The organism is Caballeronia sp. Sq4a, from assembly GCF_023170545.1.
In the GTDB taxonomy this organism is placed as follows: domain Bacteria; phylum Pseudomonadota; class Gammaproteobacteria; order Burkholderiales; family Burkholderiaceae; genus Caballeronia.
In genome coordinates, this window is record NZ_CP084250.1 from 1,405,695 (window position 1) to 1,428,554 (window position 22,860).

Annotated in this window: 17 protein-coding genes and 2 tRNA genes; 10 read left to right on the forward strand and 9 right to left on the reverse strand. The window is 64.5% G+C overall.

What is annotated here, in order from left to right:
- Positions 1-75 precede the first annotated feature (75 nt).
- The 8 genes from tig to LDZ24_RS06705 all read left to right on the forward strand — a co-directional run bounded on the left by tig (position 76) and on the right by LDZ24_RS06705 (position 9,188).
- Positions 76-1,422, forward strand: a complete 1,347-nt coding sequence (tig, locus tag LDZ24_RS06670) for a trigger factor (protein WP_248322202.1) — start codon at positions 76-78, stop codon at positions 1,420-1,422.
- A 138-nt stretch (positions 1,423-1,560) separates the two neighbouring features.
- The gene (gene clpP / locus LDZ24_RS06675; RefSeq protein ID WP_014191278.1) at positions 1,561-2,214 is read left to right on the forward strand and encodes an ATP-dependent Clp endopeptidase proteolytic subunit ClpP; all 654 of its coding nucleotides are present in this window, start codon (positions 1,561-1,563) and stop codon (positions 2,212-2,214) included.
- 170 nt (positions 2,215-2,384) lie between these two features.
- A complete protein-coding gene (gene clpX / locus LDZ24_RS06680; RefSeq protein ID WP_106855990.1) occupies positions 2,385-3,656 on the forward strand; it encodes an ATP-dependent Clp protease ATP-binding subunit ClpX in 1,272 nt (423 codons plus the stop codon).
- 187 nt (positions 3,657-3,843) lie between these two features.
- A complete protein-coding gene (lon, locus tag LDZ24_RS06685) occupies positions 3,844-6,267 on the forward strand; it encodes an endopeptidase La (RefSeq protein WP_175940279.1) in 2,424 nt (807 codons plus the stop codon).
- A gap of 191 nt (positions 6,268-6,458) precedes the next feature.
- Positions 6,459-6,764 carry an HU family DNA-binding protein gene (locus tag LDZ24_RS06690; RefSeq protein ID WP_256465392.1) on the forward strand — a complete coding sequence of 102 codons (306 nt, stop codon included), beginning with the start codon at positions 6,459-6,461 and terminating at the stop codon, positions 6,762-6,764.
- A 59-nt stretch (positions 6,765-6,823) separates the two neighbouring features.
- Positions 6,824-6,899: transfer RNA gene (locus LDZ24_RS06695), tRNA-Val, on the forward strand.
- Between the two features lie 42 nt (positions 6,900-6,941).
- Positions 6,942-7,018 (forward strand) — tRNA-Asp (locus tag LDZ24_RS06700).
- 244 nt (positions 7,019-7,262) lie between these two features.
- Positions 7,263-9,188, forward strand: a complete 1,926-nt coding sequence (locus LDZ24_RS06705; RefSeq protein WP_248322291.1) for a SurA N-terminal domain-containing protein — start codon at positions 7,263-7,265, stop codon at positions 9,186-9,188.
- Between the two features lie 122 nt (positions 9,189-9,310).
- Here LDZ24_RS06705 and LDZ24_RS06710 read toward each other — a convergent pair whose 3' ends face one another.
- A complete protein-coding gene (locus LDZ24_RS06710) occupies positions 9,311-9,652 on the reverse strand; it encodes a hypothetical protein (RefSeq protein ID WP_175940281.1) in 342 nt (113 codons plus the stop codon).
- A gap of 118 nt (positions 9,653-9,770) precedes the next feature.
- Entirely contained in the window at positions 9,771-10,448 is a 678-nt protein-coding gene (locus LDZ24_RS06715) for an arylesterase (RefSeq protein WP_371747398.1), read from the reverse strand.
- Between LDZ24_RS06715 and LDZ24_RS06720 the strand changes: the two genes are divergently transcribed.
- On the forward strand, positions 10,447-11,148 hold the full coding sequence (locus tag LDZ24_RS06720; protein ID WP_248322203.1) for an ABC transporter ATP-binding protein: 702 nt from the start codon (positions 10,447-10,449) through the stop codon (positions 11,146-11,148). The genes LDZ24_RS06715 and LDZ24_RS06720 overlap by 2 nt on opposite strands.
- 65 nt (positions 11,149-11,213) lie before the next feature.
- Here LDZ24_RS06720 and pgi read toward each other — a convergent pair whose 3' ends face one another.
- The 3 genes from pgi to LDZ24_RS06735 all read right to left on the reverse strand — a co-directional run bounded on the left by pgi (position 11,214) and on the right by LDZ24_RS06735 (position 16,001).
- Positions 11,214-12,836 (reverse strand): glucose-6-phosphate isomerase, encoded by a 1,623-nt coding sequence (gene pgi, locus LDZ24_RS06725; RefSeq protein ID WP_248322204.1) that lies wholly within the window; start codon positions 12,834-12,836, stop codon positions 11,214-11,216.
- Between the two features lie 196 nt (positions 12,837-13,032).
- Positions 13,033-14,586, reverse strand: a complete 1,554-nt coding sequence (locus LDZ24_RS06730) for an NAD(P)H-hydrate dehydratase (RefSeq protein ID WP_248322205.1) — start codon at positions 14,584-14,586, stop codon at positions 13,033-13,035.
- 122 nt (positions 14,587-14,708) lie between these two features.
- The gene (locus LDZ24_RS06735; protein WP_248322206.1) at positions 14,709-16,001 is read right to left on the reverse strand and encodes an FAD-dependent oxidoreductase; all 1,293 of its coding nucleotides are present in this window, start codon (positions 15,999-16,001) and stop codon (positions 14,709-14,711) included.
- 390 nt (positions 16,002-16,391) lie between these two features.
- On the opposite strand from LDZ24_RS06735, the gene purL reads away from it, so the two are divergent.
- A complete protein-coding gene (purL, locus tag LDZ24_RS06740; RefSeq protein ID WP_248322207.1) occupies positions 16,392-20,429 on the forward strand; it encodes a phosphoribosylformylglycinamidine synthase in 4,038 nt (1,345 codons plus the stop codon).
- A gap of 137 nt (positions 20,430-20,566) precedes the next feature.
- Here the strand turns inward: purL and LDZ24_RS06745 are convergent, their stop codons facing one another.
- The 4 genes from LDZ24_RS06745 to msrB all read right to left on the reverse strand — a co-directional run bounded on the left by LDZ24_RS06745 (position 20,567) and on the right by msrB (position 22,828).
- Positions 20,567-21,349: a peptidylprolyl isomerase gene (locus LDZ24_RS06745; protein WP_206468117.1), complete on the reverse strand. Its 783-nt coding sequence runs from the start codon at positions 21,347-21,349 to the stop codon at positions 20,567-20,569.
- 69 nt (positions 21,350-21,418) lie between these two features.
- The gene (locus LDZ24_RS06750) at positions 21,419-21,712 is read right to left on the reverse strand and encodes a BolA family transcriptional regulator (RefSeq protein ID WP_206468229.1); all 294 of its coding nucleotides are present in this window, start codon (positions 21,710-21,712) and stop codon (positions 21,419-21,421) included.
- A 17-nt stretch (positions 21,713-21,729) separates the two neighbouring features.
- Positions 21,730-22,266: a septation protein A gene (locus LDZ24_RS06755; protein ID WP_175940289.1), complete on the reverse strand. Its 537-nt coding sequence runs from the start codon at positions 22,264-22,266 to the stop codon at positions 21,730-21,732.
- A gap of 139 nt (positions 22,267-22,405) precedes the next feature.
- The gene (gene msrB, locus LDZ24_RS06760) at positions 22,406-22,828 is read right to left on the reverse strand and encodes a peptide-methionine (R)-S-oxide reductase MsrB (protein WP_175940290.1); all 423 of its coding nucleotides are present in this window, start codon (positions 22,826-22,828) and stop codon (positions 22,406-22,408) included.
- Positions 22,829-22,860 lie beyond the last annotated feature (32 nt).

A 22,860-nucleotide genomic window follows, 5' to 3' on the forward strand; every position in this document is an offset into this window, starting at 1 on the left:
CGGACCCGCGCCTTTAGAACCGCGGAAGAACCGACCACCGAACGAACACCGAATTACTCTAGGACGATTGAAGCCATGGCTAACGTAGTTGAAAACCTCGGCAAGCTCGAACGCCGCCTGACCATTTCCCTGCCGAAAGACTCGGTGCAGAAGGAAGTGGATTCGCGCATCCGTCAGTTGGCCAAGAACGTGCGCATGCCGGGCTTCCGCCCGGGCAAGGTGCCGCTCAAGATGGTGACGCAGCAGTACGGCGGCCAGGTCGAGGCCGAAGTGCTGAGCGACAAGGTCGGCAAGGAGTTCTTCGATGTCACGCGCGCGGAAAACCTGCGCGTCGCGGGCCAGCCGAGCTTCGCGCCGAAGGCCGAGCCGGCCGCCGACGCGTACGCGTTCGACGCGACCTTCGAGGTCTATCCGGAAGTGAAGCTGGGCGATGTCGCCACCGCTGAAATCGAGCGCACCGTCACCACCATTTCGGAAGCCGAAGTCGACCGCACGCTGGAAATCCTGCGCAAGCAGCGCGTGCATTTCCACCCGCGCGGCGAAGGCGGCGAGCACGGCGACGGTGGCGCGGACACGGCGGCGCAGAACGGCGATCGCGTGACGCTCGACTTCGTCGGCAAGCTGGACGGCGTGGAATTCGAAGGCGGCAGCGCACAGGACTTCGCGTTCGTGCTCGGCGAAGGCCGCATGCTGCCGGAGTTCGAGCAGGCGGCGACCGGCCTGAAGGTCGGCGAAACGCGCGAATTCGACCTGAAGTTCCCCGAGGACTACCACGGCAAGGAAGTGGCGGGCAAGACGGCGCAATTCACGATCACTGTGAAAAAGGTCGAATGGCCCCATATGCCCGCAGTGGACGCGGAATTCGCGAAGTCGCTGGGCATCGAAGACGGCGATCTCACGAAGATGCGCGCCGAGATCAAGGACAACCTGGAACGCGAAGCCAAGCGCCGCACGCAGCAGATCGTGAAGAACCAGGTCATGGACGCGCTCCTGAAGATTTCGGAGCTGGACGTGCCGAAGGCGCTGATCGAGCAGGACCAGCAGCGCCTGGTGGAAATGGCCCGTCAGGACCTGCAGCAGCGCGGCGTGCCGAACGCAGCGGACGCGCCGATTCCGGCGGAAATGTTCGCGGAGCAGGCCGAGCGCCGCGTCAAGCTGGGCCTCGTGCTGGCCGAGCTGGTGAAGGCGAACGACCTGCAGGCGAAGCCCGAACAGATCCGCGCTGAAGTGGACGAATTCGCGAAAAGCTACGAAGACCCGAAGGAAGTCGTCCGCTGGTATTATTCGAACCAGCAGCGCCTCGCCGAAATGGAAGCGTACGTCGTGGAAAGCAACGTCGTCGAATTCGTGCTCGGCAAGGCCAAGGTGACCGACAAGGAAGTCAGCTTCGAGGAACTGGCCAGCGCAACGGCGCAAGCCTGACGCGGAAAGCCAAGGGGCGTGCGGGGTCGTCGGAGGGCGGCCCGCACGCCTTTTTTGCATTAAAGTTGTGCATGCACGTGCCGTTCTTTTGGATGTTCCTTCGTCGATCAGTATCCCTATTCCGAACAAGGAAATTGCATGACCTTTCGCGCTGAATTGCTCGATACGTTGGCGTCCCACGCTCCGCGGGACTTCGAAGCCCAGGCGCTCGGCCTCGTCCCGATGGTCGTGGAAACGAGCGGCCGTGGCGAACGTGCCTACGACATCTATTCCCGGCTCCTGAAGGAGCGCGTGGTGTTCCTCGTCGGCGAGGTCAACGACCAGTCGGCGAATCTCGTCGTCGCCCAGTTGCTGTTCCTGGAAAGCGAGAATCCCGACAAGGACATCAGCCTGTACATCAACAGCCCGGGCGGGTCGGTGTCGGCCGGCATGGCGATCTACGACACCATGCAGTTCGTGAAGCCGGACGTCTCCACGCTGTGCATGGGGCTTGCTGCCAGCATGGGCGCTTTCCTGCTGGCGTCGGGCGCGAAGGGCAAGCGTGTCGCGCTGCCCAACGCACGCGTGATGATTCACCAGCCGCTCGGCGGCGCACGCGGCCAGGCGTCGGACATCGAAATTCAGGCGCGGGAAATCCTGTACCTGAAGGAGCGTCTGAACCAGTTGCTGTCGCATCACACGGGTCAACCGGTCGAGCGCATCGCGCGCGACACGGATCGCGACAACTTCATGTCCGGCGACGACGCGCAAGCCTACGGCATCGTCGACCAGGTGCTGCACAAGCGTCCCTGAAGGCGTCCGGAGCGGCGCCGCGCCGGCCCTGTAAACAGGGCCGGGCAATGCGGATGGCGCATGCGGCGCAACGCCAAAACGCCCTTCGTGGCAGGCGCGCGGAGTCGAATCTGCGTGGCCGGATCGAAGGGCGTATCATGTAACAAGAGTGTCCGGAGGCTTACACATTTATGGCGGACAAAAAAGGTTCCAGCAGCGAAAAGCTGCTGTACTGCTCGTTCTGCGGAAAGAGCCAGCATGAGGTGAAGAAGCTCATTGCCGGCCCGTCGGTGTTCATCTGCGATGAATGTATCGACCTGTGCAACGAGATCATTCGCGATGAAGCGGCCGGCGCGGCGGAAGAGGCCGGGCTGACCAAGTCCGACCTGCCGAGCCCGCAGGAAATCAGCGACATCCTGAATCAGTACGTGATCGGCCAGGAACGCGCGAAGAAGATTCTCGCGGTGGCCGTGTACAACCATTACAAGCGGCTCAAGCATCTCGACAAGAAGGACGACATCGAGCTGTCGAAGAGCAACATCCTGCTGATCGGGCCGACCGGCTCCGGCAAGACGCTGCTCGCGCAGACGCTCGCACGCATGCTGAACGTGCCGTTCGTGATCGCGGACGCCACCACGCTCACCGAAGCGGGGTACGTCGGCGAAGACGTTGAGAACATCATTCAGAAGCTGCTGCAGAACTGCAACTACGAAGTCGACAAGGCGCAGCGCGGCATCGTCTATATCGATGAAATCGACAAGATCAGCCGCAAGTCGGACAACCCGTCCATCACGCGCGACGTGTCGGGCGAGGGCGTGCAGCAGGCGCTGCTGAAGCTCGTGGAAGGCACCATGGCATCGGTGCCGCCGCAGGGCGGGCGCAAGCACCCGAACCAGGACTTCATCCAGGTCGATACGACGAACATCCTGTTCATCTGCGGCGGCGCGTTCGACGGTCTGGAGAAGGTCATCACGGACCGCACGGAAAAAACCGGTATCGGTTTTGGCGCGAGCGTGAAGAGCAAGCAGGATCGCGACGCCGGCGAAGTGCTGCGCGAAGTCGAGCCGGAAGATCTGATCAAGTTCGGCCTGATTCCTGAACTGATCGGCCGTCTGCCCGTCGTGGCGACGCTCGGCAAGCTGGACGAAGCCGCGCTCGTGAAGATTCTGATCGAGCCGAAGAACGCGCTGGTGAAGCAGTATCACAAGCTCTTCGCCATGGAACGCGTGGAACTGGAGATTCGTCCGGCCGCGCTGCAGGCTATCGCGCAAAAGGCGATTCGCCGCAAGACCGGCGCGCGCGGGCTGCGCTCGATTCTGGAACAGGCGTTGCTCGACGTGATGTACGAACTGCCGACGATGAAGGGCGTGTCGAAGGTGATCGTCGATGACAACACCATCGACGGCGACGGCAAACCGTTGCTCATCTATGAAGACGCACCGAAAGTAGCAGGGTCGAACTAAATCGGGCTGTGTGTCGGCGAGAGGCCGTTCATGGCGACGTGAACGGCCTTTGTTTTTATTTTTCGGTTTATCTTGTGGACGTTACTGACGAACTTGGACTACCGACTTTTCCCTTCCGATAAAGGCTTGCAATAGCTCTTAACGGCCTTACTTACGAACGAACCGATTCCATTAATGGGGAAATGAAATGTCAGGAACCCAACTCCTCCCGCAGGAACGCATCACGTTGCCGCTGCTCCCGCTGCGCGACGTAGTCGTGTTCCCGCACATGGTGATTCCGCTCTTCGTTGGGCGGCCCAAGTCGATCAAGGCACTCGAAGCCGCGATGGAAGGCGGCAAGCACATCATGCTCGTCGCCCAGAAAACGGCGGCGAAAGATGAGCCGACCGAAAAAGACATGTACGAAGTGGGATGTGTCGCCAACATTCTGCAAATGCTGAAGCTGCCGGACGGCACGGTGAAAGTGCTCGTCGAAGGCTTGCAGCGCGCAAAGACGCTCTCGATCGAAGAGCAGGAAACCCAGTTCTCCTGCGACGTGATGCCGCTCGAACCGGACCACGCCGACAGCGCCGAGACCGAAGCCCTGCGCCGCGCGATCGTCTCGCAGTTCGATCAGTACGTGAAGCTCAACAAGAAGATTCCGCCGGAGATCCTGACCTCGCTGTCGGGTATCGACGAGGCGGGTCGTCTCGCTGACACCATCGCCGCGCATCTGCCGCTCAAGCTCGACCAGAAGCAGCACATCCTCGAGATGTTCCCGGTCATCGAACGGCTGGAGCACCTGCTCGCGCAGCTCGAAGCGGAAATCGACATTCTGCAGGTCGAGAAGCGCATCCGTGGGCGCGTGAAGCGTCAAATGGAGAAGAGCCAGCGCGAGTACTACCTGAACGAACAGGTCAAGGCCATCCAGAAGGAACTGGGCGAAGGCGAAGAAGGCGCGGATCTCGAAGAACTCGAGAAGCGCATCGCCGCCGCGCGCATGCCGAAGGAAGCCAAGAAGAAGGCCGACGCCGAGCTCAAGAAGCTGAAGCTGATGTCGCCGATGTCCGCTGAAGCGACCGTCGTGCGCAATTACATCGACACGCTGATCGGCTTGCCGTGGCGCAAGAAGAGCAAGGTCAACAACGACCTCTCGAACGCGGAACGCGTGCTCGACGAAGACCACTTCGGCCTCGAAAAGGTCAAGGAACGCATTCTCGAATATCTCGCGGTTCAGCAACGCGTCGAGAAGGTGAAAGCGCCGATCCTGTGCCTCGTCGGGCCTCCGGGCGTCGGCAAGACCTCGCTCGGGCAGTCCATCGCCCGCGCGACGAATCGCAAGTTCGTGCGCATGGCGCTCGGCGGCGTGCATGACGAGTCCGAGATTCGCGGGCACCGTCGCACGTACATCGGCTCGATGCCGGGCAAGATCTTGCAAAGCCTGGCGAAGGTCGGCGTGCGCAATCCGCTTTTCCTGCTCGACGAAGTCGACAAGATGGGCATGGATTTCCGCGGCGATCCGGCTTCCGCGCTGCTCGAAGTGCTGGATCCGGAACAGAACCATACGTTCGCGGACCACTACATCGAAGTGGACTTCGACCTGTCGGACGTGATGTTCGTCGCGACGTCGAACTCGCTGAACATTCCGCCGCCGCTGCTCGACCGGATGGAAGTGATTCGCCTCTCGGGTTACACCGAGGACGAGAAGGTCAGCATCGCGCAGCGTTACCTGCTGCCGAAGCAAAAGCGCAACAACGGCCTGAAGGAAGGCGAGATCGAGGTGGCGGAACAAGCCATCCGCGACATCATTCGCTACTACACGCGTGAAGCGGGCGTGCGTTCGCTCGAGCGCGAAGTGTCGAAGATCTGCCGCAAGGTCGTGAAGATGCTGCTCCTGAAGAAGGCGGAAGGCGCGGTGAAGGTGGACGGTTCGAACCTCGACACGTTCCTCGGCGTGCGCAAGTACGACTTCGGTCTGGCCGCGAAGGAAAACCAGATCGGTCAGGTGACGGGTCTCGCGTGGACGGAAGTGGGCGGCGATCTGCTCACGATCGAAGCGGCGGTCATGCCGGGCAAGGGCGGCGTGATCCGCACCGGTTCGCTCGGCGACGTGATGAAGGAATCCGTCGAGGCGGCGCGCTCGGTCGTGCGCTCGCGCTCGCGGCGTCTCGGCATCACGGATGAGTCCTTCGAGAAGAAGGACATCCACATCCACGTGCCCGAAGGCGCGACGCCGAAGGACGGTCCGTCCGCCGGTATCGCGATGACGACGGCGTTGGTGTCCGTGCTGACCGGCATTCCGGTGCGCGCGGACGTGGCGATGACCGGCGAAATCACGCTGCGCGGCGAAGTGCTGCCGATCGGCGGGTTGAAGGAGAAGCTGCTGGCGGCGCATCGCGGCGGCATCAAGCTCGTGCTGATCCCGGAAGAGAACACGAAGGATCTGGCCGACATCCCCGACAACGTGAAGAACGCCATCGAGATCGTGCCGGTTCGCTGGATCGACCGCGTGCTGGAACTGGCGCTGGAACGTCTGCCCGAACCGCTGCCGGAAGAGGAAGCGAAAGCGACCCCGGTGGCAGCGGAAGCGCAGAAGGACCAACCCGCTACGGGCGACGTCGTGAAGCACTGAGCGTTTCAAGGCATCAAACAAAACCCGCGGCTTCGTCCGCGGGTTTTTTTTCGTCTGCCGCTTCCAATTCGCCCGAGCACGCGTTCCAATCGGGCGCAACCCTCGTTGACACGGCAGTTTCGGCTGCGTCTAATGGCCGCGCATCGGCTCAGGCGGATGCGGTTCGCGAACGACGGCGGGCCGAAAAATCGATTACAACGTGCCATTTCAGATTTGGGGAAACAATGAACAAGACGGAACTGATCGACCATATCGCGCAGCAAGCCGATATATCCAAGGCAACGGCCGGGCGGGCGCTCGAAGCGGTCATCGACGGCGTGCGCGCGACGCTGGAAAAGGGCGATTCGGTGACGCTCGTTGGATTCGGCACCTTCGCGGTAGGCGAGCGCGTCGCCCGCACCGGCCGCGATCCGCGCACCGGCGCGGCGATCACCATCGAAGCGGCAAAAATTCCCAAGTTCCGCGCTGGCAAAGCCCTGAAGGATGCGCTAAACTAGCTGACTCGCTGGGAACGGTGCAATTCACCGGTTCTTCTGTTCCAGGCGAACAGAAATCCGGGTGCTTAGCTCAGTTGGTAGAGCGGCGCCCTTACAAGGCGTAGGTCGGGAGTTCGAGCCTCTCAGCACCCACCACTTCCAGCGGCAGGCAGTACATTGATGCAGTAGCAGCACCCAGGAGCGGTAGTTCAGTCGGTTAGAATACCGGCCTGTCACGCCGGGGGTCGCGGGTTCGAGTCCCGTCCGCTCCGCCAAGAACGACTGGAAATCCCGCAAGCTTCACGGCTTGCGGGATTTTTTATTTTCGACGCCTTTGGTTAAGTATCCTAATGATTCTCGAGTTGCAGTTCGCGCAACGATTCGGGCGAAGTTGAGACATCGCGCGTCGATCGCAGGAAAGATCGCCGCATCAAAAAGCGCAAAACGCCGCCGGCTTTCGCCTTTTCGCCTCCCGCTGTTGTAATATCGAGCGTTTTGTCTAACCTCGCAGCGCAACGCATGCTCGACTTCTTCCGCAACCACCAGCGCCTGATGATGGCCCTGCTGATTCTCATCATCGTGCCCGGACTGGGTATCGTCGGGATTCAGGGCTTCAGCAACTTCTTCGACGAAAGCGCCTACGTCGCCAGCGTGAACGGTCACAAGATCACGCGCGCCGAATATGAAAGCGCCTTCCGGCAGCAGGTCGACCGCGCCCGCGCCATGCTCGGCGCGCAGTTCGATCCCAAAATGTTCGACTCGCCCGAAACGCGCAGCGCGATGGTGAACAGCCTCGTGCAGCAACGCGTCATGGCCGACGAAACCCAGCGCCTGCATCTCACGGCTTCGGACGACGCCGTGCGTCGCGCGCTGCTGTCCGATCCGGGCATTGCGTCGTTGCGCAAGCCGGACGGCACCATCGACCTCGACCGTTACAAGCAGCTTCTCGCGATGCAGGGCATGACGCCCGCGCAATACGACGAACGCATGCGCTACACGATTGCAAACGATCAGATTCCGTCGAGCATTCAGCAGAGCGCGTTCACGTCGAAGTCGCTTGCGCAGAACCTGACGGAACTGGCCGAGCAGCGCCGATCGGTGCAGGGCCTGTCGCTGCGCAGCGCGGACTACACCGCGAAGGTCCAGCCGACCGACGCCCAACTGCACGCTTACTACGACGCGCATCGCAACGCATTCGCGACGCCCGAGACCGCGACGATCCAGTATCTCGTGCTGTCGCCGGCCACGCTCGCGGCGGCATCGAAGCCGAGCGACGCCGACCTCAAGAAGTTCTACGACGACAACATCCAGCGTTACCGCACGCAGGGCGAAGTGCGCGCGAGCCACATTCTGATCAACGCGCCGAAGGACGCCAGCGCCGCCGACAAGGCCAAGGCGAAGCAGAAGGCCGAAGCGCTGCTCGCGCAAGTGAAGGCGCATCCGGACCAGTTCGCGGATATCGCCAAGAAGAATTCGGATGACCAGGGCTCCGCCGAAAAGGGCGGCGATCTCGGTTACTTCGCACCCGGCCAGATCGCAGGCGGCAAGGCATTCGACGACGCCGCGTTCAGCCTGAAGAAGGGCGAGGTCAGCAACATCGTCGAATCGGACTTCGGCTATCACATCATTCAGGCGACGGACGTGAAGCCCGCCGTGACGAAGCCGTTCGACGAAGTGAAGGACGCCGTCGCGAAGGACTACGCCGCGCAGCAGGGCTCGAAGGGCTTCGCGGACAGTGCGCAGGGCTTCACTGACCTCGTCTACGAGAAAGAGAAGTCGCTTCAGCCCGCCGCCGACAAGTACAAGCTGACGATCCAGACCGCCACGGTGGGACCGAAGCCGAATCCCCAATTGCCGCCGGACAATCCGCTCAATAACGCGAAGTTCCTCGCGGCCGTGTTCGCGCCGGATTCGGTGAAGCAGCACTACAACACGCAGGCGATCGACGTCGGCAACAACACGCTGATCGCGGCTCGCGTGACCGACTACAAGGCGCCTACGGTGCCGGCGTTCGACGCCGTCAAGGACGCCGTGCGCACGAAGGTCGTCGCGGAACAGGCTGCGGCGCTCGCGCACAAGGAAGGCGAGGCGAAGCTCGCGGAATTGCAGAAGTCGAAGTCGGCGGACGGCTTCACGTCGGCCGTCACGGTCTCGCGCAACGACGCGCAAGGCTTGCCGCCTGCCGCGCTCGCCGCGATCTTCAAGGCAGACGCATCGAAACTGCCGGCGTATGTGGGCGTCGATCTGGGCGCGGACGGCTACGCCATTTATCGCGTGAACGGGATCGAGAAGGCTGCCCCGGTCGCAGCGGACCGCCTCGCGGGCGCGCAGCAGCAGATTGCGCAGGTGTATGGGCAGGCCGAAATGGAAGCCTATATCGACTCGCTGAAGGCGCGCTCGAAGGTCAAGCTCAGCGCGGCGCCGGCGCCGTCCGCGAACGAGTAAGCATCTCAAGCGTCGCTCACGAAAAAGCCCCCGCGTCCGAAAGGAGCGGGGGCTTTGTCTTGGCCGTCATCCGCGAATCAGCCGCCTGCGATGTCTCGGCACATCACAGAGCGAACGCGGACTTACAGGCAGCCTTGAATGTCGCCGGTCGCGTCGCTGCCCGCTGCGCCCGAGGCGCGGAAGCCGACCCACGTACCCGAGCCGGACCACGACGGACGCACCACGGCCGCCGCGCCGTTAGGCGGCTGCTGGCCCGGAACGAACACGTCGACGGCCTGATCGTTCGCGAGCGTGTCTTGCGAAATCACCTGCTGCTGCGACTTCGTCGCCCACTGCTGGGAGATGCATTGCGCGACCACCTTCGGCGCCTTCTGGCTCGTGCCGACTTGCTGCACGCCGGCAGGCGGCTGCGCAGCACAGGCAGAGATCGCAACGGTCAATGCGAGCAAGGGGATATGTTTCACGTGACCTCCTTGTAGAGTCGCTCGATGTCGAGCGGGTTATAAGAGTGACGCGAGAGTCTGATGACTGAATCCTGGCCGCGTTCCGCGTTATTCCCGCCGCTACGGCGCTTGCGTCCCGCTATTGCGAAGCGCTTGCGCCTAGCAAGGGTTTCAACGTCGGCCAGACGTTGTTCAATAGCAAGGGTTGCGCCTGAGCCGTCGGATGAATCTGGTCGGACTGGAACATCGAGGGCTTGTCTTCGATGCCGGCGAGCAGGAACGGCACGAGCGCGACGTGCTTGTCCTTCGCGATGCGCTCATACACAGCGTGGAACTTTTGCGAATAGTCCGGGCCGTAGTTGGGCGGCACGTACATGCCGACGAGCAGCACTTTCGCGTGCGCCGCCTGCGACGCGTCGACGATGCCGCGAAGGTTCGCCTCCGTGGTCGCGAGCGGCACGCCGCGCAGCGCATCGTTGGCGCCGAGTTCGACGATGACGACCGACGGCTTGATCCGCGCGAGCACGGCAGTGAGCCGGGCGCGCCCGCCGCTCGTCGTGTCGCCGCTGATGCTCGAATTGGCGACGCTATAATCGAGACGCTCTTTCGCCAGCCGCTCGCGCAGCAGCGCGACCCAGCCGGTATCGCGCGGCAGGCCGTATTCCGCCGAAAGACTGTCGCCCAGCACGACGATGGCGGGCTTCGTCTGCGCATCGGCAGCTTGAGCATGCGAGAAAGCGGCCGCCGACAACATGATGCTCGCGATCGCAGCCTTCACGAAGCCGCGCGCGCTCCAGTTCTTATTCAAGGTGTCCATGCAAAACAATATCGAGCCGGTCATCGAAGTTCGGGGATTGAGCAAACGGGTGAAGGACGCCACGGGCGAGCTGACGATTCTGGACAACATCGACTTGTCCATCGCGAAGGGTAGCAGCGTGGCGATCGTCGGCGCATCGGGATCGGGCAAGTCGACGTTGCTCGGCTTGCTCGCGGGATTGGACAGCGCGAGCGACGGCTCGGTTCGCCTGCTCGGCAAGGACCTGTCGGCACTGAACGAAGACGAGCGCGCCGCGCTCAGAAGCGGCGCGGTCGGTTTCGTGTTCCAGTCGTTCCAGTTGATGCCGCACCTGACCGCGCTCGAGAACGTCATGCTGCCGCTCGAATTGCGCGCCGAGATGCCGCATGAACAAATCGCGCAGCGCGCGCGCTCGCTGCTCGATCAGGTCGGTCTCTCACAACGGACCGGGCATTACCCAAAGCTGCTTTCGGGCGGTGAACAACAGCGCGTCGCGCTCGCGCGCGCCTTCGTCACGCATCCCGCCATTCTTTTCGCCGATGAACCGACCGGCAGTCTCGATGCCGCGACCGGCTACGCGATCATCGACCTGATGTTCGAGATGAACGCGCGCAACGGCGCGACGCTCGTGCTCGTCACGCACGACACCGAACTCGCGCAACGCTGCGACGCGACCGTGACGATCGAAGCGGGGCGGCTCGTCAACGGTCTCGCGGTCTAGACGTGAAAACGCCCGCATCGGCGAAGATGCGGGCGTCGGCACTGAAGGAAACGGCGGGCAGCGCGTCAGCGCTTGAGCGCCTTGCGCGCGCGCTCGATCAAGGCGGACGTCGACGAATCGTGCTTGGCCGGGTCCACGCTCGCTGCCGTGATATCCGCCTCGACGACCTTGCCGAGAATCTTGCCCAGCTCGACGCCCCACTGGTCGAACGAATTGATGTCCCACACCGTTCCCTGCACCAGCACCTTGTGCTCGTAAAGCGCGATCAGCGCGCCGAGCGACTGCGGCGTGAGCGCGTCGAGCAGGATGGTCGTCGTCGGCCGGTTGCCCGGGAAGCTCAGGTGCGTCGCCAGTTCTTCCTTGCCCGGACCCGCCACCTTCTTCGCTTCTTCGAGCGTGCGGCCGAGCATCAGCGCCTCGCTCTGCGCGAAGCAGTTCGCGAGCAGCTTCGCGTGATGATCGACGAGCGGATGTTCCGGCGTCAGCAGCGCGATGAAGTCGATCGGGATGATGGTCGGCCCTTGATGCAGCATCTGGAAGAACGCGTGCTGGCCGTTCGTGCCGGGCTCGCCCCAGATCACCGCGGCGGTCGGGTAGTCGACCATGCCGCCGTCGAGCGTCGCGGACTTGCCGTTGCTCTCCATCTCCAGTTGCTGAAGATACGACGGCAGATAGTGCAGCGCCTGTGAATACGGCGCGACGAGATCGCTTTGCGAGCCGAAGAAGTTGCGATACCAGATGCCGATCATGCCCATCAGCACCGGCAGATTCTGCGCGAGCGGCGCGGTGCGGAAGTGCTGATCCATCGCGTCGGCGCCTTGCAGCAGCGCCTCGAAGTTCTGCGGCCCGACCGACAGCATGATCGACAGCCCGACCGCCGACCACAGCGAATAGCGCCCGCCGACCCAGTCCCACATCTCGAAGACGTTCTCCTTCGCGATGCCGAACTTCACGACCTCGGCCGTATTCGCCGACACGCCGACGAAGTGCTTCGACAACTGGTCTTCCGGACAGCCCTGTTTCAGGAACCAGTCGCGCATGGAGTGCGCGTTGGTCATGGTTTCGAGCGTGGTGAAGGTCTTCGAGACGACGATGGCGAGCGTCTCTTCCGCGTCGATCTGTTGCAGCACGCTATAGAGATCGGCGCCGTCGACGTTGGAGACGAAGTGCGTATCCAGTTCCTTCGACGCGAGATGATGCAGCGCGTGCACGACCATCTTCGGCCCGAGATCCGAGCCGCCGATGCCGATGTTCACCACATGGCGAATGCGCTTGCCGGTGTAGCCGGTCCACGAACCGTCGCGGACCTTGTCGGCGAACGCGGCCATCTTCGCCTTTTCTTTCTGCACCTGTTCGTGGAAGGGCGCATCGGGCGACTGCGCGCGCAGGGCCGTGTGCAGCGCGGCGCGGCCTTCGGTGACGTTGACGGTTTCGCCGGCGAACATCGCGTCGCGACGCTTCGTGACGCCGGCTTCTTCGGCGAGCTGGACGAGCAGTTCGAGCGTGGCGTCGGTGATGCGGTTCTTCGAGAAATCGATCGTGAGGCCGCCGCCTTCGAACGTCAGGCGCTCGGCGCGCGTCGGCGCCGTGTCGTTTTGCGGCGCGAACCAGTCGCGCAGGCGCTCGCCGGAGATGGCATCGTAGTGCGATTGGAGCGCCGACCAGGCAGGGTGCGATTTGAGCGTCATAGCGGTCTGATAGTCCAGAGTGACAGTGGGAAACGTCCGTGCGGATGCGGTTTGCCGAGGCTGCGTACTGCGACCATCGAAGGTTCGTGAACGCGGTGCGTGCCGCCGCGGATGCCCGAATCGAAGCAACGAATCAAAGGGAGTATAGCGACGATGCGTGAATGGATGCTTGCAAGCCGTCACACGCGCCGCCGCGTTAGCCGTTCGGCGGATAAAACAGGCGGTTGATGAGACCGCGCACCTCGGGCGCGAGTTCGCCCGCCGTGAGCCCGGCCGGTCCGATGCCGCGACCGGTCAGCGACTGCGCGGCCAGTCCGTGCAGATAGACGCCCGCGAGCGCCGCTTCGTACTGCGGCAGCTTTTGCGCGAGCAATGCGCCGATCAGTCCGCCGAGCACGTCGCCGGTGCCGCCTGTGGCGAGTCCCGCGTTGCCGGTCGGATTCACGGCGACGCGGCCATCCGGCGACGCGATCACCGTACCCGATCCTTTCAGCACGACGACAGCCGCGTAGCGCGCCGAAAGCTGGCGCGCCGCGGCAATGCGATCCGCCTGCACGGCTTTCGCGTCGGATTGCAGAAGCCGCGCGGCCTCCAGCGGATGAGGCGTCAGCACGCACGGATCGCCCGCGCGGCCGCGTGCCGCGACTTCGCCCGCGAGCGCGTCGTCCGTCGCGACGAGATTGAGCGCGTCGGCATCGAGGAGCTTGGGCATGTCGAGCTTGAGCACATCGGCGAGCACGCGCTTGGCGCGATCCGTCTTCCCCATGCCGCAGCCGATGGACAGCGCATCCGTCTTGTCGAGCGCGAAGCCGTCGACGTGATGCAGCATCAGCTCGGGATGCGGCGGGTCGTAGGGCGGGCCGCCTTCGCCCAGAAACGCGACGTGGACCTTACCCGCGCCCGCGTAGAGCGCCATGCGCGCCGCGAGGATCGGCGCGCCGCACATGCCCGTGTCGCCGCCCACGACGGCCAGCGTGCCGAACGTGCCCTTGTTGGTCGCGAAGTCGCGCGGCGGCAGGCTCGCCCGGAAAAGCGCTGTCGCGTTGAGCATGATCGCGGGCGCGGCGGGCGGCTCCACGTCCAGCGTCGCGACGTGCAGCGTGCCGCATAGATCGCGGCCGAGCGCGGTGATGAGACCCGGCTTCGCGCCGATGAAGGTGACCGTGGTGTTCGCGCGCAGCGCCTCGCCGCCGCCGACGGGCGCGCCGGTATCGCTGTCGAGGCCGCTCGGCACATCGAGCGCGAGCACGCGGCCGGATTGCTGCGCGCGACGCGACATGCGCGCGGCCAGCGTCGCGAAAACGCCGTCGAGCGGGCGCGTGAGTCCGATGCCGAACATGCCGTCGACGAGCCAGCCGAAACCGTCGAAGGAGGCGGGCGGTTCGCTCTTGATCGGCACGCCGGCCGCCTGCGCGGCATCGAGCGCCCAGCGCGCGTCATCGGGCTTGACGGCTATCGGCATGCAAACCTCGACGGCCACGCCCGCGCGGTGCAGATGCTCGGCGACCACGAGCGCATCGCCGCCGTTGTTGCCGGGGCCGGCCGCGATCCACACGGGCAGCGCGCGGGCGTCCGGATCGCGGGAGAGGGCATCGAGCAGATACTGCGCGGCGGCAGCGCCCGCGCGGGCCATCAGCGTGTGCGGCGGCAGCGCGGCGGCGGCTCGCGCTTCGAGACTGCGCAGCTCCGCGAGCGTGAAGAGCGGGAGCGCGTCGTCGTCGGGCGTAAAGTACGAAGCGGATGCGGTCATGATGGCGCGAACGAAGGGTCGGCAAAGAAGGCAGAAGCGTTCCGGCTCGCACCCTTCATGCCACGCCGCGCCGGGCGGGCGACTTGCGCCTCGAAGCGCATCAGAAGCGCATCAGAAGCGTGTCAAAAACGTTCGACGCCGATGGCCGCGAGCGTCTCGGCGGGAAGATCGGGCGCGACACCGGAGACGAGATCCGCGACCACTTTAGCAGACCCGCACGCGAGGCCCCAGCCCGCCGGACCGTGCGCCGCGTTGACGAAAAGACGCGGATGCCGCGTCGCGCCGACGACCGGCAGCCCGTCCGCCGAAAGCAGCCGCAAGCCATCCCACGAACGCGCAGCCGATACCCGCGCGGCGCCCGGAATCCAGTCGTGCGTGCCTTGGCCGAGCACGTCGAAGGCGCGGCGCGCGAGCCCGGCGCGCGCGGGTTTGTCAGCCTTCGCGAAACTCTGGAAAACGCCCGCGCCGCCGACGCGCAGCCGCTGATGCACCCGCGACATGCTGATGCGCTTCACCGAATCGACCACCGTGATATGCGGCGCGCGTTCCTCGTAGGCGACGGGCGCGGTCAGCGTATGCACGCGCAGCGGATACAGCGAAGGCGTGGAGCGAAAGCCGCCGACGAGCGCGGGCGTATCCGCGCCTGCCGCGACGACGACCGCATCGGCGGATACGACTTCGGCGTCGGCGTGGCGCTTCTTGTCGTCCTTCGAGCGTGCGAGTTCGACCGCAGCGCGGCGGTCTTCGAGCCGCAGCGACGCCACTTCGCAATTCATGCGGAACTCGACGCCGGCTTCTTCCAGCAATTGCTTCAGTTGCTTCGTGAAAAGCGGGCAGTTGGCGGTGCGTTCTTCGGGGAGCAGAACGCCGCCTGCGAACGCGGGATCGTCCGGCACGGAGGGCTCCGCCCGCACGCATTCGTCCGGCGCGAGCGGCCGGTGCGGCACGCCGAAGCTCTTCAGAAGTTCGATGGCCGGCTGGGCGTCGTCGAGTTCGCGGGCGTGCCGGAAGACGTGCAGCATGCCGACGCGCTGCTCGTAGTCGAGCTCGAAGCGCGTTTCGATATCGGCAAGCGCGCGCCGCGACAGTTCGACGAGCGGCTGCAGGCGCGCGTACTGCGCCGCGAACGCCTGCGGATCGCGCAGCTCGCCGAGTCGCTTGAGAAAATCGCGCGCGGCGCCGTCGAAGCCGGTTTTCACGATCATGCCGCTTTGCTTCGCGCGGCTCGACGCCATGAATGTCGGCCCGAACCAGACGTCGAGCGGCGAGGGCAGAAGCGCGCCGCCCTGGCCGTACGTCGCGCCTTGCGCGACGGTCGCGTGGCGCTCGATCACACAGACGCGATGCCCGGCCGCGTGCAACTGATAAGCGGTGGCGATGCCGGCGATTCCTCCGCCGATGACGATGACATCCATGACTTTTTGTGCCCGAGGGCGGGAGAACGCACGCGCGGCGCGGCGCATCGAGCGCCCGGCGAGCCGCGTGTCCTGACGGTAAGACGGCAGGCGCGGCGGCATGCCGCGCCCGAAGAAAGCGCGCCATGATAGCGCCAAATGCGCCGTCCAGGGACGGCCATTCCGGAACCGCTCATGTGTCAAAAAGCGTGTCACCCAGCGGTGCAACTTAGCCGCGAAATTTCAGGACGACGGGCGCCACCACGACAGCACCGCCCGGCCGGGCGCAGCCGATTTCGAGACGCATCCGGGTTATAATCGCGGTCTTCACTCCGCCTCACGCCGCTTTCCCGCACTCGGCGCGCCGAGTGCCCTCGAGCGGCTCACAGACGTCATCGACGCACCGTCACAATGGCCCACTTCTCGTGTTTCCCCGGCGCTTCGGCCCTCTCCGATTTCCGTCAGACTCGTCTTCTCGAAACGCTCGCCCGCATCGACGCCAACATCGTCGGCGTGCGCGGACAATTCCTGCATTTCGTCAACGCGTCCGAGCCGCTCAGCGACGAGGACACGAATCGCATCCACGCGCTGATGCACTACGGCACGCCGTTCGCGGACCAGAAAGAGCGCGGCCATGTCGAGACGTTTCTCGTCGTGCCGCGCTTCGGCACCGTGTCGCCGTGGGCGAGCAAGGCGACCGACATCGCCCATCACTGCGGTCTGACGCAGGTGCGGCGCATCGAGCGCGGCGTCGAGTATTCGGTCGTCATGAAAAGCGGGCTGCTCGGCGGCAAGAAGGCGCTGTCGGACGAGGCGCGCGCGCAGGTCGCGGCCGCGCTGCACGATCGCATGACGGAAAGCGTCGCGGCATCGCGCGATCAGGCGCTGCATCTCTTCGATGAACTGCCCGCAAAGCCGCTGCAAACGGTCGATATCATCGGCACGGGGCGCTCGGCGCTGGAAGCGGCGAACGTCGAACTGGGCCTCGCGTTGGCGGATGACGAGATCGACTATCTGGTGGACGCGTTCCAGAGCCTCGGGCGCAATCCGACCGACGTCGAATTGATGATGTTCGCGCAGGCCAACAGCGAACACTGCCGCCACAAGATTTTCAACGGTGAGTGGACCATCGACGGCGAGAAGCAGGACATGTCGCTCTTTCAGATGATCCGCAACACGGAGAAGCTGAATCACGAAGGGACGATCGTCGCGTATTCGGACAACTCGGCGATCATGCGGGGCGGCGTAGCGGAACGCTGGTTCCCGCGTGGCGAGAGCGAGCACTACGAGCGCCACGTCGAGCTGACGCACACGCTGATGAAGGTCGAGACGCACAATCACCCGACCGCCATCTCCCCGTTCGCGGGCGCGGCGACAGGCTCGGGCGGCGAAATCCGCGATGAGGGCGCGACCGGCCGCGGCGCGCGTCCGAAGGCGGGTCTCGCGGGCTTCACCGTGTCGAATCTGGATCTGCCCGACGCGCGTCAGAAGTGGGAAAACGCCCGCGACAGCGCCACGCCGCCGTCCGCGCGCAATCCCGCCGACACGCACGAGCCGTATGGCCGCCCGAACCGCATCGCATCGCCGTTGCAGATCATGATCGACGGCCCGATCGGCGCGGCCGCCTTCAACAACGAGTTTGGCCGGCCGAATCTCGGCGGCTACTTCCGCGCCTACGAGCAGAACGTCGGCGGCCGCGTGCGCGGCTATCACAAGCCGATCATGATCGCGGGCGGCATCGGCAATATCTCGGACCAGCACACGCACAAGCACGACTTGCCGGCCGGCACGCTCTTGATCCAGATCGGCGGGCCGGGCATGCGCATCGGCATGGGCGGCGGCGCGGCTTCGTCCATGGCGACGGGCGCGAACACCGCCGAGCTCGACTTCGATTCCGTGCAGCGCGGCAATCCCGAAATCCAGCGCCGCGGGCAGGAAGTCATCAACGCGTGCTGGCAGTTGGGCGAGCGCAACCCGATTCTGTCGATTCACGACGTCGGCGCGGGCGGCATCTCGAATGCGTTCCCCGAACTCGTCGACGGCGCGGGTAAGGGCGCGCGCTTCGAACTGCGTAAGGTGCAACTCGAAGAAAGCGGCCTGTCGCCGCGCGAAATCTGGTCGAACGAGGCGCAAGAGCGCTACGTGCTGGCCATCGCGCCTGCCGATCTGCCCGCGTTCGAAGCCATCTGCGCGCGCGAGCGTTGCCCGGTCGCGGTCGTCGGCGTGGCGACGGAAGAGCGTCAACTGAAGCTGATCGACGACGAGAACGAAGGCCAGCAGCCCGTCGACATGCCGATGGACGTGCTGCTCGGCAAGCCGCCGAAGATGCATCGCGACGTGAAGCGCGAGCGCGCGCAGTTCGAGCCGGTCGACGTGACCGGGCTCGCACTGTCGGAAGTCGCGCTCGACGTGCTGAAGCATCCGACGGTGGCGAGCAAGTCGTTTCTCATCACCATCGGCGACCGCTCGGTGGGCGGCACGACCGCGCGCGACCAGTTCGTGGGTCCGTGGCAGGTGCCCGTCGCCGACTGCGCGATCACGACGATGGACTACGCGGGCTTTCGCGGCGAAGCCATGACGATGGCCGAGCGTACGCCGCTCGCCGTCATCGACGCGCCGGCCTCCGGCCGCATGGCCGTCGGCGAAGCGGTGACCAACATCGCGTCCGCGCCGATCGAGTCGCTCAACAAGCTGAAGCTCTCCGCCAATTGGATGGCCGCGTGCGGCAGCCCCGGTGAAGACGCCGCGCTCTATGCGACGGTGAAGGCGATCGGCATGGAACTGTGCCCGGCGCTCGGCATCAGCATTCCGGTCGGCAAGGATTCGCTGTCCATGCGCACCAAATGGCAGGACGCGCGCGGCGCTCAGAAGGAAGTGGTGTCGCCGGTGTCGCTCATCATCTCGGCGTTCGCGCCGGTCGAGGACGTGCGCCGGCATCTGACGCCGCAACTCGTCGCCGATACGAACACGGTGCTGATCGCGATCGATCTCGGGCGCGGGCGCAATCGCCTCGGCGGCAGCATTCTCGCGCAAGTCACGCAGCAGGTCGGCGACGCCGTGCCCGACGTGGACGACGCGGAAGACCTGAAGCGCTTCTTCGCCGCCATCCAGTCGCTCAATGCAGACGGCAAGCTGCTCGCGTACCACGACCGCTCGGACGGCGGTCTCTGGGCGACGGTCTGCGAAATGGCGTTCGCCGGGCACGTGGGCGTGTCGCTGAACGTGGACATGCTGACGCTCGACGCCGAGCACGAATCCGACTACGGCGACGCCAAGGACTGGGCGAAGCAGACAAGCGGCCGCCGCGACGACCGCACCGTTCGCGCGCTCTTCGCCGAGGAACTGGGCGCGGTCGTGCAGGTGCGCGCAGCCGACCGCGACGCGGTGCTCGCCGCGCTGCGCGAACACGGCTTGTCGGCGTGCTCGCACGTGATCGGCAAGCCGAACGAGCGCGATGCCGTCGAGATTTATCGCGACGCGAAGAAGATCTTCGATGCGCCGCGCGTCGAACTGCATCGCGCATGGAGCGAGGTGAGCTGGCGCATCGCGCGTCTGCGTGACAACCCGGCCTGCGCGGACGCGGAATACGACGCGCTTCTCGACGCGAGCGATCCGGGCCTTTCGCCCGTGCTCACGTTCGATCCGGCGGAAGACGTGGCCGCGCCTTTCATCGCGACGAACAAGCGCCCGCGCGTGGCGATTCTGCGCGAGCAGGGCGTGAACTCGCATCTGGAGACGGCTTACGCATTCGACCGCGCCGGCTTCGACGCGCACGACGTGCACATGAGCGACCTGCTCGAAGGCCGCGCGACGCTCGCCGATTTCGCGGGCGCGGTGGCGTGCGGCGGCTTCTCGTACGGCGACGTGCTCGGCGCGGGCGAGGGCTGGGCGAAGACCATCCGCTTCAATCCGCGCCTCGCGGACATGTTCGCGGCATTCTTCGCGCGTCAGGACACGTTCGCGCTCGGCATCTGCAATGGCTGCCAGATGATGTCGAGCCTCGCGTCGATCATCCCGGGCGCGGAAAGCTGGCCGAAGTTCACGCGCAACAAGTCCGAGCAGTTCGAGGCGCGCTTCTCGCTGGTGGAAGTGCAAAGCTCGCCGTCGATTTTCTTCGCCGGCATGGAAGGCTCGCGCATTCCGGTGGCGGTCGCGCACGGCGAAGGCTTCGCGGACTTCTCGCAACAGGGCGATGCCGCGAGCGCGCTCGTCGCGATGCGTTACGTCGATCATCGCGGCAACGCGACGGAGCAGTATCCGTTCAACCCGAACGGGTCGCCGCAGGGCATCACGTCGGTCACGACGCCCGACGGGCGCTTCACGGTGCTGATGCCGCACATGGAGCGCGTGCATCGCAATGTGCAGATGAGCTGGACGCCCGCCGACTGGACCACCGACGCGAGCCCGTGGCTGCGCGCGTTCCAGAATGCGCGACGCTTCCTCGGCTGATCGCGCGTAAGCGCAGAACAACGCCCCGGAGCCTCGGCTGCCGGGGCGTTTCTTTTAAACTTCGCGGTTTCAGAAACGACAAAGCCGCCCGAGGGCGGCTTTGTCGTCTAATGCGCAGATTCGCGTGAGAAGGGCGATTACTTGATGACCGCCTTCTTGCGCAGATCCTCTTCGAAGGCCTGCAGCTTTTCCTGCTGCATCTGCTGCGCGATCTGCGCCTTGACCTGATCGAACGGCGGCGGCGCGATTTCGCGGCTGTCGTCGAGGCGGATGATGTGCCAGCCGAACTGCGTCTTGACCGGCGCGGCCGTGACTTCGCCTTTCTTCAGCTTTTCGGCCGCTGCGCCGAATTCCGGCACGTAGGCCGACGGCGACGACCAGTCGAGATCGCCGCCGTTCTTGCCCGATCCCGGATCCTTCGAATACTGCTTTGCGAGATCTTCGAAGCTCGCGCCGCCCTTGATCTTCGCGATCAGGTCTTTGGCCTGCGCTTCGTTCTCGACGAGGATGTGATGCAGATGCAATTCCTTGCCGCCGCCTTGCTGCTTCACGAGCTGGTCGTAACGCGCCTTGATCTCGGCGTCGGTCGGCTTGTTCTTCGCGAGGTAGTCTTCGATCATCGCGCGCAGCACGACGGTCTGCTGCGCGACGGCCAGTTGCGCCTTCACGTCCGGGCGGTTGGCCACGCCTTCGCGGGCGGCTTCCTGCATCAGGATTTCACGGTTGATCAGTTCTTCGCGCACGGCCTGTTGCAGTTGCGGCGAATCCTGCTGACCCTGCTGGACGAGTTGCTTGACGAGCGCATCGGCGCGCGCCGTGGGAATCGGCGTGCCGTTCACGACGGCGATGTTCTGCGCAAACGCGGGAGCCGCCGCGAACGCAGCCAGCAACACCCAGACACGGGTTTTTTTCAAAGTCATCGGAGGTTCCTAACTGAACAAACAGACGCCTTCAAAGGCGGGTTTAGCGAGATCGGGCCGAACCGCGATTTATTCGAATTGTTCTGCGAACTCTTGCGGCGTATAAGCCCGGATGGCGAGCGCGTGCACGCCGCGCCGCATTTCTTCGGCCAGCGCATCATACACCAGCCGATGCCGCGCCACGCGCGCCTTGCCGGCAAAGCGTTCCGCGACAATCGTCACCGTGTAGTGACTGCCCGACGCCGCGCCGGCGTGGCCCGCGTGCGCGGCGCTGTCGTCCTCGATATGGACGGACTGCGGATCGAGCGCGGCGTTCAGGCGCGCTTCGAGATGCGCGATCTTGTCCTGCGCGCTGGCGGCCATGAAATCGAAAGGAGCGGTCACTGGTTGTCCTCCTTCATGTACTTCGCGAGCCAGAAACTCTGCGCGACGATGAACAGCACGAGGCAGCCGGTCGCGCCGAAGAGCTTGAAGTTGACCCACTGGTCGGTGGTGAAGTGATAGGCGACGAAGAGATTCACGATGCCGAGCAGCGCGAAAAACACCGCCCACGCGATATTCAGCTGTCCCCATACGCGATGCGGCAGCACGATCTGCTTGCCCATCATCGCTTCGATCAGGTTCTTCCTGAAGCCGACTTGCGCGACGATCAGCGCGAACGCGAACAGCCAGTAAAGGGCAGTGGGCTTCCACTTGATGAACGTGTCGTTATGCAGCACGAGCGTCGCGCCGCCGAACACGACGACGACGCCGAGGCTCACCCACAACATCGGATCGACCTTGCGGTGCCGGAACGCCACCCACGCGATCTGCACGAGCGTCGCCGCGATCGCCACGGCCGTCGCCGTATAGATGCCCCATATCTTGAAAGCGACGAAAAAGAGGATGATCGGAAACAGATCGAACAGGAATTTCATTGGCGTCCGGAGATGAGGCGAATGGTGCGATGCGGGGCGCGATGACGCTAAACGAACGCCCGCTCGAAAGAGCGGGCGCGGGTCGGGCGTCGGCCACGAGCGAGTGTGCCAGCCCGTGTCCGTTCAAGGCTGAACCCGGTTACTTGGGTTCGAATTGTAGCGCAGCCGAATTGATGCAATACCGCAGGCCGGTCGGCGCGGGGCCGTCCTCGAACACATGGCCGAGATGCGCGCCGCAGTTCTTGCACTGCACTTCGATGCGCAGCATGCCGTGCGAGCGGTCGGTCTTTTCCTGAATCACTTCGCCGTTGATCGGCTTGAAGTAGCTCGGCCAGCCGCAGCCGGCATCGAATTTGGTGTCGGATTCGAAGAGCGGCGTGCCGCAACACACGCAGTCATACACGCCGCGCTCGAAGTGATCCCAGTACTCGCCGGTGAACGGGCGTTCGGTCGCCGCGTGGCGCGTGACCTGGTATTGCATCTCGTTGAGCTCGCGGCGATAGACCGCGTCGTCCTTTTGCAGCGGATGCTCGGTAGCGCCGGGGGTGTCGTCTCGGTTCATGGTCTTCCTTTCGTTGCTCTGGGCTGTGTAGT

Excerpts from the sequence above, each read along its gene's own strand:
- LDZ24_RS06750 (WP_206468229.1), bottom strand. The coding sequence starts at position 21,712 with ATGGCCGCCAGCGCGCAGGACAAGATCGCGCATCTCGAAGCGCGCCTG.
- lon (WP_175940279.1), top strand. The coding sequence starts at position 3,844 with ATGTCAGGAACCCAACTCCTCCCGCAGGAACGCATCACGTTGCCGCTG.
- LDZ24_RS06720 (WP_248322203.1), top strand. The coding sequence starts at position 10,447 with ATGCAAAACAATATCGAGCCGGTCATCGAAGTTCGGGGATTGAGCAAA.
- LDZ24_RS06715 (WP_371747398.1), bottom strand. The coding sequence starts at position 10,448 with ATGGACACCTTGAATAAGAACTGGAGCGCGCGCGGCTTCGTGAAGGCT.
- LDZ24_RS06705 (WP_248322291.1), top strand. The coding sequence starts at position 7,263 with ATGCTCGACTTCTTCCGCAACCACCAGCGCCTGATGATGGCCCTGCTG.
- clpX (WP_106855990.1), top strand. The coding sequence starts at position 2,385 with ATGGCGGACAAAAAAGGTTCCAGCAGCGAAAAGCTGCTGTACTGCTCG.
- msrB (WP_175940290.1), bottom strand. The coding sequence starts at position 22,828 with ATGAACCGAGACGACACCCCCGGCGCTACCGAGCATCCGCTGCAAAAG.
- LDZ24_RS06730 (WP_248322205.1), bottom strand. The coding sequence starts at position 14,586 with ATGACCGCATCCGCTTCGTACTTTACGCCCGACGACGACGCGCTCCCG.
- LDZ24_RS06755 (WP_175940289.1), bottom strand. The coding sequence starts at position 22,266 with ATGAAATTCCTGTTCGATCTGTTTCCGATCATCCTCTTTTTCGTCGCT.
- clpP (WP_014191278.1), top strand. The coding sequence starts at position 1,561 with ATGACCTTTCGCGCTGAATTGCTCGATACGTTGGCGTCCCACGCTCCG.
- LDZ24_RS06735 (WP_248322206.1), bottom strand. The coding sequence starts at position 16,001 with ATGGATGTCATCGTCATCGGCGGAGGAATCGCCGGCATCGCCACCGCT.
- tig (WP_248322202.1), top strand. The coding sequence starts at position 76 with ATGGCTAACGTAGTTGAAAACCTCGGCAAGCTCGAACGCCGCCTGACC.
- purL (WP_248322207.1), top strand. The coding sequence starts at position 16,392 with ATGGCCCACTTCTCGTGTTTCCCCGGCGCTTCGGCCCTCTCCGATTTC.
- LDZ24_RS06745 (WP_206468117.1), bottom strand. The coding sequence starts at position 21,349 with ATGACTTTGAAAAAAACCCGTGTCTGGGTGTTGCTGGCTGCGTTCGCG.
- pgi (WP_248322204.1), bottom strand. The coding sequence starts at position 12,836 with ATGACGCTCAAATCGCACCCTGCCTGGTCGGCGCTCCAATCGCACTAC.